The sequence below is a fragment of the Archangium violaceum Cb vi76 genome (assembly GCF_000733295.1).
Classification (GTDB): domain Bacteria; phylum Myxococcota; class Myxococcia; order Myxococcales; family Myxococcaceae; genus Archangium; species Archangium violaceum.
In genome coordinates this window covers 61120-79043 of the sequence record NZ_JPMI01000025.1, presented here as the reverse complement: position 1 = coordinate 79043, position 17924 = coordinate 61120, and the positions used below count along the sequence as shown (strand labels likewise).

Genomic DNA, 17924 nt, shown 5'->3' with positions numbered 1-17924 from the left:
GGTGAGCTGCTCAGGGACCGCTGCCCCCCACGGCGGCGGAGTCCAAACGCCGGTGTCCGGAGATCATCACCTGCGTGCGGAAGCGCACCTTGTAGACGAGCACGCCGCCCGAGCCCGCGAACTGGAGCTGGGTGGGATGCCGCTCGCAGGGGGTATCCGCGTAGACGAAGTCGACCTGGAATCTGTCGAGCATGGCGGGCAGTACCGAGGGTGACAGGTGCAGGGAGATGAGCTGGGCCGTCCTCGAATCCACCACCGCCGTGCCCTTCATCCGTTTCTTGTCCTTCTCGCGCGGGGTGATCTTCACCGTGACCCATCCCTCGCGAGGACCCGGGGATTGCTCGAACTGGTATTCGTCGCGCATCCCGGGGTGGAAGGGTGAGAGCTGCCCGCGTGGATCTTCATTCTGATTCTGATCCCGGGGCTCGGCCTTGAGCTGGCCGACCAGCTCTCCCTCTTCCTTCTCGGAGAGTTTCTTGCGCGACACCACCTTCGTCCCCGCGCGGAGCACCTCGTAACTGCGGGTGATCCGCCCCAGGCTCTTCCCCTCCTTGTCCAACTGCTCCGTCACCGAGCTCTCCACGAAGAGGCAGGCGGGAACAGCCAGCTTCTTCTCCTCGGCTTCACCGAGTCGCTCGAGGAGCTCCTGCAGGGGCAGCTCCGCTCGGGCGGAGGCGGCGACGAGCAACATCAGGGCGAAGAGAGCGCGCATGGCACGCCAACCTAGCTACTTCCGCCCAATCCCAGAGGAGCCCCAAGGGGCACCTGGACAGGAATTGAGCGGTGTAGAACACAGGGCCCGGGATTGACGATGTTCCCTGTTCCCAACCGGTTACGGCTCGATGTTCTCGTTTCGATGGAAGACGTTCTATGGATCCCACGTGCGCTTCAGCGCCCGGAGGCGCTCATGCTTCTCGCGCCCGAAGTAGTCCACCAGACGCTCCTTCGGCTCGTCTCCTTCGAGAAGGTTTGGATGGCCTCCGCCCGCCGAGAAGGGCCGCATGGCTTCGGCATCTTCGACGTCTGCACCGGCTGCTCGCGCTACTACGAGTACGTGTACGACCTGCGCTGAGGCGCAACACGAGGCGGGCTCCTGCTCAGTCCTGCTGGAAGTGGCTGGGTTTGCCGTCGAGGTGCACCAGACGCCCGAGTCCCGCGGCCTTCGCGCGCGGCATGAGGGTCCAGGTACCGTCCGCGCGGCGCAGGGCCGCCGAGTGCCAGGGAGTGGTCCAGGCGTCGGGGGCGTCGAGGAGGCGGATGCCGAGTTTGGCCGCGCCGACGGGCTGGGGGTGGATGGACAGTCGTACGGCGTTCGGGTGGTGCTCGGCGATGAGGTTGCCCCAGGCGCGGCTGCGCTGGATGACACCATAGGCGCGTGACCGGCAGACGCGTTGGAGCGCGGAGCGGGTGCCGGGCCAGTGGGGGGTGTCCTCGACGAGGAAGCGCGTGATGCCCCGGTAGAGAGAGAGGGTGTTGTCGTCGGCGTGAATCTCGGCGCGCAGATCATCCAGGGCGGGGGCGTAGCGGTCGTGGACGTGGGTGCGTTTCTCGGGGTGTGGGAGGTTGCCGAGGACGTCGCGCAGGTCGAAGACACACAGTCTCTTCAGGCCCAATTGACCTATCTGTGTGCGGAGCTCGTCGGTATAGGCGTCGATGTGGTTGTCGGGGACGCCGATGAAGTCACCGAAGATGTGGCCGTCGGAGCAGATGATCACGCGGGCGCCGGGCGGATGGAGCCGTTGGATATCGGTGCAGAGGTTGTCCAGGAAGGTGAGGGAGAGACGTTCTCCCTGGTCGGGCAGGTGGCCCAGGACCTTGGCCGGGTTGGGGGACTTGCAGGGGAATCCGGGCAGGGTGAAGACGACGGGGGCACCCTCGCGGACGAATGCGGAGATGTGGCGCAGTTGGTGGGGGAACGCCATCGCGGGGGCGGGCGTTGGGTCGGTCGTGCGGTGGTGACGGAGGAGGAGGTTCAGGATCGAGGTGCTGATGCTCGTGGTGAGGGCATCCGGTACGGTCGTCATCTGCATGGCGGTTCTCCTGGGGGCATGGCGCCGTGGGGGATACGGCCGGGCGCCGTCGGGTATCGGGTGGAGTCGGTTGGCCGGGTCGGGCGGTGCGGCCGGGCCCGGTCAGCCGTGTGCCGGTGTCAGAGGCGTCGGTCGTAGCCGACGGGCAGGTGGTGGGTGCCGCGGCCGAGGACGGCCGGGATCCACTCGAGGTCCTCCTCTCTGAGGGTCAGGTGCAGGCCGGGCAGCCGGGCGAGCAGGGTGCCGAGGGCGGTCTGGAGCTCCGTGCGGGCGAGGGTGGCGCCGGGGCAGAAGTGGATGCCGTGGCCGAAGGCGAGGTGGGGATTGGTGCCGCGGTCGAGCTCGAGGGTGTCGGGCTCGGGGAAGCGGCGCGGGTCGCGGTTGGCGGCGCACAAGGAGACGATCACCGAGTCGCCGGCGGGGACGCGCGCGCCGTGCAGGTCGCTGTCCCGGTCGAAGAAGCGCCAGGTGGTCAGCTCGAAGGCGCTGTCGTAGCGCAGGAGCTCCTCGACGGCGTGAGGCAACAGGTCCGGGTTGCCGCGGAGGCGGGCGAGCTGGTTGGGGTGACGGAACAGGGCGATCAGTGCGGTGGTGAGCTGGTTGGTGACAGGCTCCTGGCCGGCGACGAGGAGCTGGAAGATCATCGAGTCCAGCTCCTCCTGGGACAGTTCACCGCGGTCGCGGGCCACGACGAGGCGGCTGAGCAGGTCGTCCTCCCCGTGCTCGCGTTTGTGGGCGACGACGTCGGCGATGTAGCGCTGCAGGCCGTGCAGGCGTGCCTCGTACAGCGGCCGGCCGGGGTCGGTGGGGCCGACTGGCTGGACGACCTTTCCCCAGTCGCGGTCGAAGCGGCCCGCCAACCCGGGTGGGAGACCGATGACTTCGGCGAGGACCTGGAAGGGAAAGCGGGCGGCGAAGCCGGTGACCAGGTCCGCCGGGCCGTACTCGGGTAGCCCGTCGACGAGCGCGTCGGCCAGTTCCTGGAAACGGGGGCGGAGCTGTTCGATGCGTCGGGGCGTGAAGGCGTCCGTCACGAACCGGCGCAGGCGGGTGTGCCGGGGCGGGTCCTGGTGGAGCAGGTGCACCTGGAGCTGCGAGTGCTGCGGCTCCGGCATGATCGCGGCGCGGGCCCGCCAGCGGTCGTTGCCCCGGTCATGGTTCTTGCCGAGGCGGTCGTCGTTCAGCGCGGAGCGCGCGGCCTCGTAGCCGGTGACGAGCCAGGCCCGGACGCCGCTGGGGAAGAGCACGCGGTGGACCGGACCGGCCTCACGCATCCGCTCGTACAGGGGGTAGGGGTTGGCCTTGTAGGGGCAGCCCATGAGCGGGACGGGGTCGGGCAGGGTGTCCGTGTCCGGCTCGGTGGCGGGCAGGAGTTCGTCATGGGTCATCACGGGTGCTCCTCGGAGGCGAATCAGGGGCGGTCGTGGTCCAGCCTGGGGGCGTGGTCCACGAGGCGTTCGAGGCTCGGGCGGTGGCCAGGGACTCAGGCTCGCCGCGGCCTACAGGGTTAGAGAGGGGAGCTGGATTTGTGAGGGCCGTGGGTGGATGGCCCTCCTGCCGATCCGGGTGCTCGGTATTCGGGCAAGGCACGCCCGGAGCACGCCCGCGTCTGGGGGGGCGAGCGGGGACGGCGGCCTGATCCGGGTGCGAGAGCGCCCGGGTGTCAGATTCGTAGGGGGCGAGGGAGGGAGTGGCGCCCCGGTAATCAGGGTGCCACTCCCTCGACCTGTTCCGGGGTTGAAGCGCGGAGGCCCGGCGTCAGCTGCGTTTCCGCCGACGCGGCGATCCATCCGGTGAATGCACGGCCACTCACCAACACCCGCTCAGACGCTCCACCAATAGGACCACTTGAGGAGCAATGCGTCGTTGGCTGGCCCCGAGAAGAGGTTGGCGGGCAGGAGTGTCGCGGGCGGAGTGACCCCCCTGGGGTAGGGGCCCTCGTGCTGCGCGCGGCTGTAGACGAGGAACAGGGTGGAGCCCAGCCGGTACTCCCAGCGCAGCACCAGGTTCAGATTCAGCGCCGCGTCGTGGAAGCCAGGGGGACCCACGTAGCTGGACGGCGTCAGATCCCTGTCCACCCGGATGGGCGCGCCACTGGAGCGGGCCTCGTAGAAGGCGCCATAACGGCCGAAATCCGTGAAGAGCTGCGCGTACGCCTGGAGCGTCAGCTTCGGGGTGACCACCCACTGCTGCCGCAGGGTGAGCGAGGCGAACTCCGAGTGCAGCTCCCCGAAGAAGTATTGCCCTGCCTCTCCGGGTTCCACGTAGCGGGGCCCGTGCACGGTGCGGTCCACGTTGACGCTCAGCCGCGTCTCCAGCCAGTCATTCGGCCGGAAGATGGCGCTCACGGTGGAGCCGTAACCCAGCTTCACGCTGCCATCCATCTGCTTGTTGAAGCCGATGGCCGCGAAGGTGTTCACGAAGAAGGACTTGCTCTCGTCCGTGTTCCAGAGGACCGCCATGTAGAGCTCCGGCCGGCGGTAGAAGCCGAGGCCCGTTCCGGAGATCTCCCGCACGTCGTATCCGAGCAGGGTCATGCCCACCTCGGTGCCCAGGGTGTACCAGCCTGGGAAGACGCCGCGGACGTTGAGGTTCACCGCCCCGTTGCGCGGCAGGAGGCGGCCATCCGTGGTCCAGGACTGCGACGCGGTGAAGTCCACGTCGAAGCGGTGGAGCATGCCCACTCCATTGGGCCGCGTGTAGTGCAATCCCAGTCCGGCGATCTGCTGATTCTGGCTGCGGAGGAACCCCACCGCGTTGAGATCCAAGGTGGGCGAGGCGTAGCGGTAGTTGACGTCGAAGCGGAACGGCTCGCCGCCCAGCTTTCCGGCGGTGATGTAGCCGCCGAAGCCGCCCGCCCCTCGAGCCAGCACGACGCCGTCCAGCAGCGTTCGCGAGGGGGGCCCGCCCACCACCTGGGAGCCCTCCATCTGCCCCTGGAGCGCCCAGGTGCCGTCCGCGGTGTGGAGATCCCAGTCCACCGCGGCCACGTTGCCGCCCTGGGCGGTGCAGGAGGGTGGCGGGATGGGCAGGGCGGCCTCCGCCTCGGTGCAGCGGCCGGTGAGGGGAACCGCCGAGCTGACGCGCCCACCCACGGTGGAGTTGGGGCCTACCGCGCCGCGCACCACGCCCATGAAGTAATTCTGCGGCACTGGCAGGGTGGCGGGCAGCTCGTGGTCCGGGCCCAGGTGCAGCGGCCGCATCAGATTGAACCGGAGGGTGCGATCCGGCCGGGCCTCGTCCACGTTGTTCCGTTGCGCGCCCGCCACGAGCACGTCCAGAAACCCCACGTCCAGCCCCTTGCCCACCGTCCCTGTCAGCTTCGCCGCACCCAGGATGGGTGCGTCCAGGCCGATTCGTCTCGAGTAGAAGAGCTGGTGCGGCGAATCCGTGCCCAGCACGGACTGGAACAGATCCATCCCCTGGGTGAAGAAGGGCCGCTTCTCCGGGAGGTACTGCTCGAAGGTGGAGAGATTGAGGATGAGCTGATCCGCCTCCACCTGTCCGAAGTCCGGGTTGATGGTGGCATTGAGCGTCAGCTCGGAGGTGAGCGCGGCCTTCACGTCCAACCCCAGATCCGCGGAGGGATCCAACAGACGTGGATCGGGAATGGTCGCGTCGGAGAACTGTGGCCGCAGCACCATGCGGGTCGCGATGTAGGGCGTGAGCTCCAGACGCCGCGTATTCTGGAGTTGCTCCATCCCGGTGAGGTGGCCCAACCGGGACACCCTGCCGTTGGCGTCGCGAGGGATGAAGACCGAGAGGTTCTCCTCGTAGAGCCGGGCGATGGTGCGCTGGGCGGCGAAGCCCCACGTCTGCACCGGGGCGGACGGGAAACGGAGGATCCGCAAGGGGATGACGATCTCCGCCGTCCAGCCGTCGGGAGCCATGGAGGCGGCGCCGTCCCAGACGGCATCCCATTCCAGCGTCTCCTTGTTGTCCTGGAACAAGAGCGAGTCGGCCTGCACCCCGCCCGCGGTCACCTTGAAGACATAGCCGGTGCGGTGGTCATGCGCCGAGTCGATGATCACCTGGATGGCGTCCGAGTGGGGCGGTTGATCCCTCCGCCCCAGCTTGCGGATGATCTCCTCCGGGTGCGAGTCCTGGAGGTGGAAGCCAAAGTAGAGGTTGTTCTCGTCGTACAAGACACGCATCTGCGTGCGTTGGGACGGAGCAGCATTGGCCTTGGGAAAGGTCTGCACGAAGGCGTCGAACACCGGCGCTTGCTGCCAGGCGGGCTCGTCCAACTTCCCATCCGCCCGGATCTGCGCCGTGGTGTGAGTGGCCTGGATGAGCTGCCCCACCCCAGGCCCCTCCACCGCCGCCAGCGTGGGCAATGCCACCCACGCCGCTATCAATCCCGCGAGCCTTGACACTGTCTTGCTTCCTTCCTGGGTGCTCAACGAGTCAGGATGCTTCGACGCCGAGCTTCGGACGGCGCCCCGCCGTGAGCAGGCGCAAGCCGATGATCGCCACCGCCAGCAGCGGCAAGCCGTGGAACAGCGAAACCACTCCCGCCGGGCTCATCCACTCGAAGAACGGCGCGGAGATCAGCATGCCAATGCCAAACCCCACCATCTGCATGAGGGTGAGCAGGCTGAAGATGGGCAGCCGGAGCTCGTCACTCGTCCGCTGGGCGCGGGACACCAGCGACACCTCGGCCAATCCGTCACCCAGCCCCGCCAATGCCGCGAAGGGCAGGAGCAGCGGCAGGCCGTCCTGGCGGAAACAGAGGATGAAGCCGGCGGACATCATCACCACGCCGGCGAAGAACATCCGTTCCAACCAGAGCTCCGGCCGGGGGGCGCGCCGGCCGAGGCTACTGGCCAGCCGGGCCCCGGTGAACTTGCCAATGGCCCAGCACGCCAGCAGGAAACCCATCACCCGGGCGGCGCCCTGGGCATCGATGAGCCTGGCGAGTACCGGGAAGCCGACGTTGTGGGCGGCGCTCCCCAGGGTATCGAACAGCGTCACCAGCAGCATGGATGCCAGGACCGGCAGCGCTCGCAGGCCAACGCGCAGCTGCCGCCACTCGTCCAGATAGCTGCTCCCTCTGCTCCGGCTGCCCGCAGCGCTCCCATCCAACCGCAGCGGAAGGATGAGCAGCCCCGCCACCAGGTAGGTCAGCACATTGATGGCGAATACCGCCTGATAGCTGGCCAGGGCGATGAGCAGACCGGAGGCCAGACTGCCCAGCACCATGCCCAGCGACGATACGGACGTCAGCCAGGCGTTCACCCTCATGAGCAGCTCTTGCCGCACCAGTCTTGGCAACTGGCTGTTGAGGCCAATGGAGAACAGCGAGTTGCACAGCCCCAGTGCCAGGGCGATGAATGGCAGCACGGGCACATGCAGCTCCGAGGGAAGCAGGAGCAACACGGCAATGGCGCCAGCACGGATTCCATCGAGCACCACGAGCGGGGCGCGGCCTGGGAAGCGGCGGAAGAAGACGGTGCCCATCAGGCTGGCGGCGATGCCGCCGCCGACGCGGCAGGCGAGAAACAGCCCCACCATGATGGCGTTCTGGCTCTGCAGGTAGACGTAGGTGGACAGTGCCACCATGTTGAGGAAGGCCCCCACGTCGGAGACGAAGCGGGCCGAGACCAGCAGCACCGCGTTGGAGGCCGGCGGAGGGGCGCCGGGGGATTCAGGCGCCAACGTCCACCTCCACCGAGACCAGCGCCCTGATCTGCTCATCGATGCGGCGGATGTCGGCCACCGAGTTGCCCTTGAACCAGGCGTCCACCACGAACACCTCCTCGTAGTCACCGCCCACGTGATCTCCAGGCTTGGCATAGCCCGCGATATCCATCATGCCGGGAATGGCGGACGCCTGCTCCAACCCGGTGATGCTCCGGAGCTTGCCTCCACGGCGTGGGTAGAGGGCCATCATGCCGTACAGACCCTCGGGCTTCTGGACGACAGGCTCGGCGACAGGTTGGCCCACGGTCTGCCGGATGAAGGTGTCCGCGTAGTCGACATGCGCGAGCGTCTTGAAGCTGTCGCTCACCCGCATGCCACCGATGCGCGGGTTGACCTCGATGACGCTCGGGCGCCCCTGGCTGTCGTAGCGCAACTCGACGTGGCAGAAGCAGTTCTTCAACCCCAGGCTGCGGATGACGTCGACGGTATAGTCCCGGACGCGCTGTTGCATGGTCTCGTCCAGCCGCACGGGCGGAGTGACCAGCAGATTCTCATAGGAGCAATAGGCCTCTTGCGTGACGTCGAGCTTGTCATGGATGAGCACCGGGTAGGCCTTGTCCTCGGTACAGAGGAACTCCACGCTGAGTTCCCAGCCGTCGATGGCCTCCTCCACCAGCACCTGGGCCAATGGGTCGAAGCGCCGCGTGCCATGTTGGGGATCCTGGTACTCATGGGCCGCGAAGAAGTGCGCGTAGTAGCCCTTGCGCACGTTTTCGAGGTAGTGCCGGAGCACCTCGCGCGCCTGCTGCGGCGTGGTGCAGCGGGAGATGAAGCTGGAGCCCACTCCGACGAGCGGCTTGATGATCAGTGGGAAGCCCACCGTGCGGATCGCTTCATCGAGTTCCGCTTCGTTGGCGGCCAGCGCATGCCGCACGGTATAGACCCCCGCCTGCTGCAGGGTCTGGCGCATCAAATACTTGTTGTTGGCCCGCAGCAGGGCATCCGGGTTGTTGTGTGGCAAGCCATGCTGGCGTGCCAGTTCAGCGACTTGCATGCCCAACAACCCCTGGCCCGTGAAGAAGCCAAGGATGGTGTTGATGCCCACGATGTGCCGTGTGCTGGCCAGCTCCTGGTAGATGGCACCCAGGTTGGCGGACGACCAGTCATCGGTCCGAACCACCTCGAACGGTTGATCCGCGACCAGATGCCCGGGGATCGTCGTCGGTGCCACGACCACCACCGCGAAGCCCATGTCCACCGCTCGGCGGGCGACCGCACGGGTCGAATAGAAGGAGAACTTCTCCAGAAGGATGATTGTCGGTTGGGGCATGTGAGTCTCTCGCTGAAGCGCGGGCCGGCCACGCCGCCAATCCCTATCGGGCGGCGGGTGGCCAGCGGCCGGGCTCTCGCTCAGTAGGGCAGGTAGGTGTCGTTGCCGTCGAGGTAACGGGACACGATGTAGCCGTTCTCGTCCACTTCATGGAGCTCGGGCAGGCTCTTCTTGCCGGAGAAGGCAAGGAAGCGCTCGGCCTTGTAGGGCGAGGTCCTGCGGATATACCGCTTGCCGTCGATCTCCTCGTAGTCCAGCTTCATGCCCGGCGACACGCGGTGCTTGCCAACGGGCGTGACGTAGACGTAGGGCACCGAGTAGGTCCCGGAGAACTCGGCCAATTGCGCCAGGATGTCCAACCCCCGCTGCACGCTGGTCCGCATGTGGTAGGTGCCAACCACATCCATGCAGTGGAACAGGTAGTAGGGGACGATGCCGGTGGCCAGGAAGTGATCCAGCAGGTTCTTCAGGGTGGCGACGTCGTCGTTGATGCCTTTCATCAGCACCATCTGGCCGCGCACCGTGACGCCGCGCCTGGTGAACTGCTGCACCGCGCGGATCACCTCCGGCTGCAGCTCGTCGGCGTGATTGATGGAGACACCGATGGAGATGTTCTTCGAGGCCAGGGGCTTCTCGGGATCGACCCGGTTGTAGCTGGAAATGCGCTCGGCCAGCTCCGTGGTGATCCTGTCGGGCTGGAACAGGATGTGCCGGCTGCCGATGCGAATCTTGGTGATGTGCGGAATCGCCGAGAGCTGCTCCAGGATCTTGTACACCAGCGCGGGCTTGGCCAGGGGATCTCCGCCGGTGATCAACGCCGTCGTGATGCGCGAATCCGAGCGGATGTACTCCAACGCGGCATCGATGTTTTCTTCCGCCATCACCTTGTTGTCACCGCCAAGGGTGCGGGTCTTCTTGAAACAGTAGCGACAGTAGGAGGCGCAGCCAAAGTAGGGAGTAATGACGGCGCGATCTTCGTAGATGCGCTCCAGGCCATAGATGCCGGAGTTGTCCTTGCCTTCTTCGAAAGGCTGTTCCTTGCCGAAATCCATCAGCTCATAGAAGCTGGGCTCGAACTGCTTGCGCACCGCGTCGGATTGCTCCATCAGGTTCTTGATGTAGCGGGTGGTGGCATAGCGGAAGCGGGACTTCACCTGGTCGACCATCTCGGCATGGCTCGACTCTGGAACGGCGGACACGGTCTCGGGTGTGAACTTCGTGGGCGCAGTCATCTACTGCCTCCTCGTTGAGTGTCGCGGTGCTTCCACGCGGTTGGGTTGAGGTGCGGAGCGGTCGAAGGAAGGGCCTCACGCGCCCTTGGGGAGCGTGGGCACTACCCGTGGCTGTATACGAGATGGGCCTGACGTAGCCCCGATGACGGGGCCGCCGGGCCGGTGTAGGACCCCGGCAAGGGATTGAATTTCCTGGTGTGGGCTGGGTCGCCTGGCGCTCAGTCACCCCATGTCAGGAAGGGCTCGGCGTCTTCGTCCCGTCCGGCCACGGCCGGGTGATGGTCTGGACCCAGACTCGGCCTTCGTGTCCTGATTCTACGCACAGGGGTGACAGCCCGATGGGAACCACGGCATCCGCGGATGAGTGAGCCGCGGCGACACGTCAACCGTTGCCGCGGCCATTCGCCACCGCCGCGCTCGCGATGATTCTGACGACGCGCTTCGCCAAGCGCTTCGTGGCGAGCTGGGGCTGGCGGGAAGCCTCACTCGGGGCATGCTCATGTTGTTGCTGGGCGCGGCGTTGCTGACAGCCGGGCAGCTCCTCGCGGCCCCGTCATTCTGGACGTTCGTCGTGCCGATGTGGCTCATCGCGATCGGTATCGTGTTCGCCGCCTCCGTCACCGCCGTGGTGCCCACCGGGAAGATGCTGCCCGACGCCCGTCCATACTCGATGACGGGGGGATCCCGGTCATCCGTGGCGGTGGCCGGGGCGTAGGACACCGCCACGCCGTTCGCGTCCGGCGCCGTGGCGGAGAGGGAGGCCGGGCAGCGGTATGCCAGGGAAGGGGGGGCCGTGTCCCCTGTCAGCGGGACTGTGAGACAGGGAGTTCGAGCGTGGCCGTGGCGCCCTGGCCGGGACCCTCGCTCTCCAGTAGCAGGCGTCCCCCCATCACCTGTGCCGCCAGCGCGCTCGAGTGCAGGCCAAAGCCATGCCCCTCCTTGCGTGTGGTGAATCCCAGCGCGAAGAGCTGCTTGCGGAGCTCCGGCGTGAAGCCCTTGCCGTTGTCCACCACCTGGATCCGGGCCACATTCCCCTGGGCCGTGAGCCGTACGCACAGGTGACGTTGCCCCTCGGGGACCTCGGCCATGGCGTCCTTGGCGTTGCTGAGGAGGTTGATGAGGATCTGCAGCACCTTGTGCTTGTCCACCTGCATCCTGGGGATGGAGGTGAACTCACGCGTCACGGAAACGCCGTGGCGCTGCAGCGTGGTCATCTGGAAGCGCAGGCTGTCCTCGATGAGCTGGGCGAGGTCCCACTCCCCGAGGAGGAGTGCCGTCCTGGCGTAGTCCTGCTGCACCCGGATGATGGCGTGGATGTGCTCGAGGTGCAGGCCCATCTCGTTCAGGCTCGTCTGGAGTTGGGTCCGCTCGTGGCAGAGCTCCTCGGTGAGGGCCGAGAGGTAGTTCGGCAGGACGCGGCCACGCGGGTCGCGCGTCAGGAACCCCACGAGATCCTCCTCGTGCTCCTTGAGCATGGCGGAGAGCTGCGCCGCCCGGTCGAAGCGCGAGGCCGCGACCGCGGAGCGCATCTGCTCCAGGTTGATGACGGCGCTGGTGAGGACGTTGCCCACGTTGTGCAACACATCCGAGGCGACCTCGGCCATGCCCGCCGCACGTGCCGTGTCCACCAGCTGGGCCTGCGCCTGCTTGAGCTCTCGCGTGCGCTCCTCCACCCGCCGCTCCAGCCCGTCGTTGGCGCTGCGCAGGGCGGCCTCGGTGCGCTGGAGCTCGGCGTACAGCCGTGCGTTCTCGATGGAGATGGCGGCCTGCGAGGCGAGCTGTCCCAGCAGCGTGATGCGCTCGGGGGTGAACGCCCCGGAGGCGAACCTGTTCTCCAGGTACATCACTCCCGACAGCGACTCCTGGCGCATCAGCGGCAGGCAGAGCACGGACCTGGCTCCGCTGTGCTCGAGGTAGGGCTCGCCCGAGAACGGGTGGGACGCCGCCGCGTCGCCGATGAGGACATGCTCGTGCGTGCGCCGGACGTAGGAGAGGAGCGTCCAGGGCAGCGCGGCCTCCGAGGCGCCCTCCGTGTCGGCCACGACCTCGAGCTTGTCACCGCGCGGCAGCAGCAGGGCTCCACGCTGGGCCCCCGCGTTCTCGGTGGCGACCCGCATGAGCGTGGACACCAGCCGCTCGAGGACGATCTCGCTGGAGACGGCCTGCTGGGCCTTGACCACGGCGAGCGCGTCGAGCTCCCGGGACTCCGAGGAGGAGGTGGTGGTGGCGGTGCTCGTGGGTGCCGCCAGGGTGACCAGGGATGGCCACAGGGCGTCCAGCTGCTTGACCTTGCCGTGGGCCCCCCACTGCGCGTACGCCTCCCGGGCCTGGCGCGCGTAGGCCTCCGCGATGAAGGGGGCCTGCCGCTTGCGGTAGAAGTTCGCCGCCAGCTCGCACACGAGGGCCACGTGCTGGATGAAGCCGTTCTCGCGGGCCGCGCGAAGGGCCTCCTCGTACGCGGGGAGCGCCTGGTCCAGGCCGCCCCGGATACGGGCCAGCTCCGCGAAGACCAGCCGCTCGAGCGCGCGGAAGGTCTCGGGACAGTTGGCTGCCCACTCCTCGAGCTGTTTCCAGTGCGCCTCGGCTCCCTCGAGGTACCGCTGCCGCTCCTCTTCCGCCGCTCCCTCGCAGCACGCGATCAGGCTCAGGGCGCGGAAGAGGTAGAAGTCCAGGCGCGGGATGATGCTGATGAAGGACCAGATGAACGCCGCCGCCTTGTCCCCCGCCTCACGGGCCTCCGCGTAGGCGCCGCACATGAAGCGCGCCTGCATCTTGGAGAGCCAGTACTGGCACACCATGCTGCTCATGTGGGCCGGCGACAGCGAGGCCTCGAGGGCCTTCTCGTCGAAACCCTCCCCATCCAGCGTGCCGAACGTGGGCGAGTGGCCCCGCAGGGTCTGCATGTAGCGCAGGACGATGAGGGTGGTGTCCACCACTCCCACGAAGCCCGTCTTGCGCATGAAGTCCATCCGGGCGATCGCGTCCTGGTAGACGTCGTCCAGGGGGTGCCCCATGGCCTGCCGGTTCCAGACGACGTGGCCGACGATGTAGCAGGCGTACAGGTAGTTGTTGGTCTGGAGTGCGTGCTGGAAGGCGCTCAGGGCGTGCTCGTGTGCGACGGCCAGGGGCCGGCACCAGTAGCTGATCATCTCCAGGTTGAAGAGCGCCCGGACCCGCTCATGGGTCAGGTTGTGCCGGTCGACGAGCGCGCAGGCGAGCATTCCATAGGCATGGCCCTCCTGATAGCTCTTGAAGAACTGGCCGAGCAGCACGCCGAGCGAGCTATACGCGATCACCGACTCGTTGGTGTTGCCGTAGCGGAGGCTCAGGGCGACCAGCCGGCAGACATGGAGGATGAGCAGGTTGTTGTCGGTGAGGTAGGCGGACGGGAAGAGGCGGGCCAGGACGCTCATCACCGGCTTCATGTCCGCGTCCGTCATCAGCGGCAGCTCGATGAGGCTCTCGATGGGACGGCCTCCCAGCAGCGCCTGGACCTCCTCACGGGCGGCCAGGGCCTCCTCCCAGGTGGGGTGGGGGTCCATCGGCATGCCCAGCAGGGCCAGGCACTCCAGGAGGCAGGTGACGGAGGCCTCGATCTCGCCGGCGATGAGGTGCACCTCATGCCTCAGGCCGTAGACGGCGGCGATGTCCACCCGCCTTCGCGCTCGAGAGCGCAGCCCCTCCAGGAGGCGGAGGGTCTGGGCGAAGTTGCCGCTCACGAGCTCGCTGCCCGCCTGCTCGAGCTGTACCTTGAAGGCCAGCGCGGGGTCCGTCTCCCAGGGGTCGCCCGGGATGAGCGCGAAGGCCATCGAGAGATAGGCGGCGGCCGAGTCGTGCGCGCTCGAGGCCTGGGCCTTCCTGCCCGCCTCGGCGTTCAGGCGCGCGAGGTGGTGGCGCTCCTCGTGGTCGCTGATCAGCTCCACCCCGGTGTTGAGCTGGCTCACGATCTCGAAGAGCTTCTCGCGCACCTCCTCGGGAGACAGACGTTCCAGCATCAGGCGCCCGATGCGCAGGTGGACCGCCTTGAGCTCCCCTTCGGGGATGAGGGCATGCGCCGCCTGCTGGATGCGGTCATGCAGGAACCGGTACTGCTCCGAGTCGCTGCGCACCACCAGGCCTTCCTGGAGCGCCGGCTCGAGGCCCCGCTCCACCTCGACCACCTCCAGGCCAGAGATGAGGGCCAGCATCCCGAGCGAGAAGCTGTTGCCCACGCACGCCGCCAGGGGGAGCAGGTGCTGGGTGCGCTCGGGAAGCTGGTGCAGATTGCGCGCCATGAAGTCGACGATGTTGTCGGAGTACCCCCTGGCCCGGACGCTCTCGGCATCCCACCGCCAGCCCCCTCCGGGCGTGCGGCCGAGGAGGCCATCGTGGTGCAACGCCAGTATCAACTGGAGGAGGAAGAACGGGTTGCCGCCCGTCTTCTCGTACACCTGTCCCGAGAGGGGCACGATGAGCTCCGCTCCCGCCCCGGGGAGCGCATCGCCCACGAGCTGCTGGAGCTGCTCCAGGCTCAGCGGCTCGAGTTGGAGGTCGGTCACCGGGACGTTCGCCTTGCGCACCTCCCCGAGCGTCATCATCAGCGGGTGGGAGGGGCTGACCTCGTTGTCCCGGTAGGCGCCGATCCACAGCACGGGTGGCGCGTCCTCCTCGGTGAGCAGGGATTGGAGGAGCCGGAGGCTGGCCAGGTCCGCCCATTGCAGATCGTCCAGGAACATGACGAGCGGGTGCTCGGCGGTGGCGAAGACGCCGAGGAACTGGAGGAAGACCTGCTTGAAGCGGTGCTGCGCCTCGGCGGGCGGAAGCTCCGGCACCGCCGGCTGTGGGCCCAGGAGGAGCGCGAGCTGTGGAACCAGGTCCACGATGACCTGGCCGTTGCCCTGGAGGGCCTCCCGCAGGCGCTCACGCCACCGGGCCACCTCCTCATCGGTGCCCACCAGCAGGTGCTGCACCAGGCCCCGGATGGCCTGGGCCAGGGTGGCGTAGGGAACATCCCGCTGGAGCTGATCGAACTTGCCGCTCAGGAAGAACCCTCGCCGCTGGACCACGGGCTTGTGCAGCTCGTGGACCACCGACGACTTGCCGATGCCGGAGTAGCCGCGGACCAGGATGAGCTCGGGCCTGCCTCCGCGCACGATTCGCTCGAAGCCCTGGAGCAGGGTGGCGACGTGGGCGTCGCGCCCGTAGAGCCGCTGGGGGAGCTGGAAGCGGCTGGGGATGTCCCGCTTGCCCAGCACGAAGAGCTCGAGGGCGCCCCGGCGCAGGCCCTCCACGCACTCCGCGAGGTCGTGCCTCAGCCCCTCGGCGCTCTGGTAGCGCTCCTCGGCGATCTTGGCCAGACACCTCATCACGATCGCGGACAGCACGGGCGGGACGCTGGCGACGAGCTCGTGCGGCGGCCTCGGCATCTGGGCCATGTGCGCATGGAACCACTCGAGCGCGTCACGCCCCTGGAACGGCCGGGCGCCCGTGAGGAGCTCGTAGAACGTCACGCCCAGCGAGTAGAAGTCGGTGCGGTAGTCCACCGCCCGGTTCATGCGCCCGGTCTGCTCCGGGGACATGTAGGCCAGCGTTCCCTCGAGCAGGTGGGTCGGAGCCGCGTCCACGTGCTCGGTCCGCTGGAGGGTGGCGGCGCCAAAGTCGATGATGCGCGGCTCGCCGGAGGGCGTGACGATGATGTTGGAGGGCTTGATGTCCTTGTGGATGACGCCCCGGAGGTGAATCTCCGCCAGGGTCGAGGCCAGGGCGACGGCCAGCTCGAGGAAGCGGGCGATCTCGAAGGGTCTGCCCACCGCCTCGGAGAGGGCCACCCCATGCACCTCCTCCAGGACCAGGACGGGACGGTCGTTGACCCGCTCGCAACCATGGGGCTGGGTGACGCCGCGCACGCCCAGCAGCCGTTGCAGGATGCCGTGCTCCCGGCGATACCGCTCCTCCTCACGCGGCCCCACGGTGGGGCCCGTCGGCGTCTTGATGATGACCGGTGCGCCATCCGCCTCGCGCACCGCCAGGAACAGCATGTTCGAGTCAGTGGCGCGGACCGGGCGGCGGAGCGTGTAGCCTGGGAGGTTCAACATGGAGGGAGTCCACCCCCAGGGACCCGCTCATGCAAGTCCCTGGAGCCCCCCTCTCAGAAGAGCGCTCGCTCGACTCCCGCCGCCCGGAGGAGGTAGTCCCTGGACGCCTCGAGGGCGGCGCGGAGACGGGTCCAGTTCATATCGAGCAGGGCTCCCCGCCACTTGCGGATCCTTCCCGCGACGATGACCGTGTCCACGTTGCCGCGATCCATCAACGTGACGACGGCCCCCGGCACGTTGTTGAGCGGGGCCACGTTGAGGGCATCCGAGCGTAGCAGGAGGATGTCCGCCTCCTTGCCCGGCGTCAGGGAGCCGATCTTGTGGGCGAGCCGGGCCACCCGGGCCCCTTCGAGCGTGGCGAAGCGAATCACATCGCGGCACGTGAGGAGCTCGGGCAGGTTCGTCTCGCCATTCAGCGCGCGCTCGTTGATGAGCGCCCGCTGGAGCGTGAAGACGGTCCGCATCTGGGTGAAGAAGTCCGCGGTCATCGTGCACTCGACATCCGTGCTGAGCGCGGGCTGGACTCCATGATCGAGCGCGGACTGGATCGGCGGCATGCCATGCCGCATGGCCATCTCGATGGGGGCGGCGATGGAGACGTTCACACCCGACTGGGCGATCGCCTGCCAGGAGCCCTCCGAGATGCGGCTGGCGTGGATGAACACGAGGTCGGGTCCGAGCAGGCCCTCGCTCGCGAGCTGCTCCACGAGCGTCTCCTGGCCGAGGCTGCCGACGAGGTGCGTCACGATGGGCAGGCCATTCTGGCGCCCGATGGCCCAGTAGGTCCGGAACGCGGGGTCGAACACCTCTCCGCCCATGGCCAGGGTCAGGAGCTGATCGGCCGAGGCGAAGTACCGGCTCCGGATCCGCTGGAGATCATTCGGGAAGATGTTGCCGGGGCCCGCGCCCGGTGAGTACACGAAGACCGCGCGGCGGCCCGCATCCTGAAGCCCCCGGATGACGGCATCGGTGTGTGCCGGCGTATGGCCCACCTGCGACGTGTCGACGACCGTGGTCACCCCCGCGTCCAGCTGGCTGAGCGAAGAGACGAGCTCGGCGAGGTAGGCGTCCTCCGGCCTGAAGACCGGCGTGAGCCTCGTGTGGATGTAGTCGAGGTAGTTCTTCTCGCCGTGCGGCAGCCCATCGTTGAACAGCAGGCCGTCTGACAGGAAGCTCCGCAGCGCGGTCTGGTATTGGTGGTGGTGGGTGTCGACGAACCCTGGCATGACGATCATGCCCGCGGCGTCGATGATCGCCGCACCGGGAGCATGCAGGTTGGCCCCCACCGCGACGATCCGCTTGCCCTCGATGAGCACGTCACCCCGGGCGAAGTTTCCCACCTGGGGATCCATGCTGAGGACCGCGCCGCCTTTCAGCAGGTAACGCCGGTGCGAAGCGCCAGTGTCCCTTGGCAGGTCCTGGTTCCTGGCATCGCTCTCCGGCGACAGGCCACCCTGTGCGGACGCGGCCAGCGCCGGTATGGGCGCCGAAGAGACCATCGCGGCACCGAGGGCGGAAGCCCCCTTGGCGAGAAACTCGCGACGGGAGGAGCCCTCTTGAGTGGGCTCACCGCCATGATTCGAGTCGTTTCCACAGAGCATCTGGCACATGTCAC

10 protein-coding genes and 2 pseudogenes are annotated in these 17924 nt (G+C 67.6%); 2 read left to right on the top strand and 10 right to left on the bottom strand.

The features are described 5' to 3' along the window. Window positions 1-10: 10 nt before the first annotated feature. A complete protein-coding gene (locus tag Q664_RS04465) occupies window positions 11-712 on the bottom strand; it encodes a hypothetical protein (RefSeq protein WP_043390130.1) in 702 nt (233 codons plus the stop codon). 195 nt (window positions 713-907) lie between these two features. Between Q664_RS04465 and Q664_RS58830 the strand changes: the two genes are divergently transcribed. Further along, window positions 908-1072, top strand: coding sequence for a hypothetical protein (locus Q664_RS58830; protein WP_160174332.1), 165 nt, complete (start codon window positions 908-910; stop codon window positions 1070-1072). A 25-nt stretch (window positions 1073-1097) separates the two neighbouring features. Here Q664_RS58830 and Q664_RS04455 read toward each other — a convergent pair whose 3' ends face one another. The 6 genes from Q664_RS04455 to Q664_RS04430 all read right to left on the bottom strand — a co-directional run bounded on the left by Q664_RS04455 (window position 1098) and on the right by Q664_RS04430 (window position 10235). Next, entirely contained in the window at window positions 1098-2030 is a 933-nt protein-coding gene (locus tag Q664_RS04455; protein ID WP_043390125.1) for an L-tyrosine/L-tryptophan isonitrile synthase family protein, read from the bottom strand. A gap of 119 nt (window positions 2031-2149) precedes the next feature. After that, window positions 2150-3418, bottom strand: coding sequence for a cytochrome P450 family protein (locus Q664_RS04450; RefSeq protein WP_043390123.1), 1269 nt, complete (start codon window positions 3416-3418; stop codon window positions 2150-2152). 435 nt (window positions 3419-3853) lie between these two features. Continuing rightward, on the bottom strand, window positions 3854-6406 hold the full coding sequence (locus Q664_RS04445) for a DUF5916 domain-containing protein (RefSeq protein ID WP_043390119.1): 2553 nt from the start codon (window positions 6404-6406) through the stop codon (window positions 3854-3856). A 31-nt stretch (window positions 6407-6437) separates the two neighbouring features. After that, window positions 6438-7688, bottom strand: coding sequence for an MFS transporter (locus Q664_RS04440; RefSeq protein WP_052517660.1), 1251 nt, complete (start codon window positions 7686-7688; stop codon window positions 6438-6440). Then, the gene (locus Q664_RS04435; protein WP_043390117.1) at window positions 7678-9003 is read right to left on the bottom strand and encodes an ATP-grasp domain-containing protein; all 1326 of its coding nucleotides are present in this window, start codon (window positions 9001-9003) and stop codon (window positions 7678-7680) included. Before Q664_RS04435 ends, Q664_RS04440 begins: the two co-directional genes overlap by 11 nt. Before the next feature lie 80 nt (window positions 9004-9083). Next, window positions 9084-10235, bottom strand: coding sequence for a KamA family radical SAM protein (locus Q664_RS04430; RefSeq protein WP_084609519.1), 1152 nt, complete (start codon window positions 10233-10235; stop codon window positions 9084-9086). Window positions 10236-10636: 401 nt separating this feature from the next. Here Q664_RS04430 and Q664_RS60555 point away from each other — a divergent pair. After that, window positions 10637-10860: pseudogene (locus Q664_RS60555) on the top strand (CmlA/FloR family chloramphenicol efflux MFS transporter); the annotation flags it as partial. 47 nt (window positions 10861-10907) lie between these two features. Here Q664_RS60555 and Q664_RS62870 read toward each other — a convergent pair. The 3 genes and pseudogenes from Q664_RS62870 to Q664_RS04415 all read right to left on the bottom strand — a co-directional run. Continuing rightward, window positions 10908-11015 (bottom strand): annotated as a pseudogene (locus tag Q664_RS62870) (hypothetical protein); the annotation flags it as partial. A gap of 23 nt (window positions 11016-11038) precedes the next feature. After that, the gene (locus Q664_RS04420) at window positions 11039-16309 is read right to left on the bottom strand and encodes a trifunctional serine/threonine-protein kinase/ATP-binding protein/sensor histidine kinase (protein ID WP_043390113.1); all 5271 of its coding nucleotides are present in this window, start codon (window positions 16307-16309) and stop codon (window positions 11039-11041) included. A gap of 53 nt (window positions 16310-16362) precedes the next feature. Then, a complete protein-coding gene (locus tag Q664_RS04415) occupies window positions 16363-17919 on the bottom strand; it encodes an amidohydrolase family protein (protein ID WP_043390112.1) in 1557 nt (518 codons plus the stop codon). Window positions 17920-17924 lie beyond the last annotated feature (5 nt).

What these genes read in the sequence shown, in the direction of transcription:
- Q664_RS04465 (WP_043390130.1), bottom strand. Translation starts at nt 712, where the DNA reads ATGCGCGCTCTCTTCGCCCTGATGTTGCTCGTCGCCGCCTCCGCCCGA.
- Q664_RS04435 (WP_043390117.1), bottom strand. Translation starts at nt 9,003, where the DNA reads ATGCCCCAACCGACAATCATCCTTCTGGAGAAGTTCTCCTTCTATTCG.
- Q664_RS04430 (WP_084609519.1), bottom strand. Translation starts at nt 10,235, where the DNA reads ATGACTGCGCCCACGAAGTTCACACCCGAGACCGTGTCCGCCGTTCCA.
- Q664_RS04455 (WP_043390125.1), bottom strand. Translation starts at nt 2,030, where the DNA reads ATGCAGATGACGACCGTACCGGATGCCCTCACCACGAGCATCAGCACC.
- Q664_RS04420 (WP_043390113.1), bottom strand. Translation starts at nt 16,309, where the DNA reads ATGTTGAACCTCCCAGGCTACACGCTCCGCCGCCCGGTCCGCGCCACT.
- Q664_RS58830 (WP_160174332.1), top strand. Translation starts at nt 908, where the DNA reads ATGCTTCTCGCGCCCGAAGTAGTCCACCAGACGCTCCTTCGGCTCGTC.
- Q664_RS04415 (WP_043390112.1), bottom strand. Translation starts at nt 17,919, where the DNA reads ATGTGCCAGATGCTCTGTGGAAACGACTCGAATCATGGCGGTGAGCCC.
- Q664_RS04450 (WP_043390123.1), bottom strand. Translation starts at nt 3,418, where the DNA reads ATGACCCATGACGAACTCCTGCCCGCCACCGAGCCGGACACGGACACC.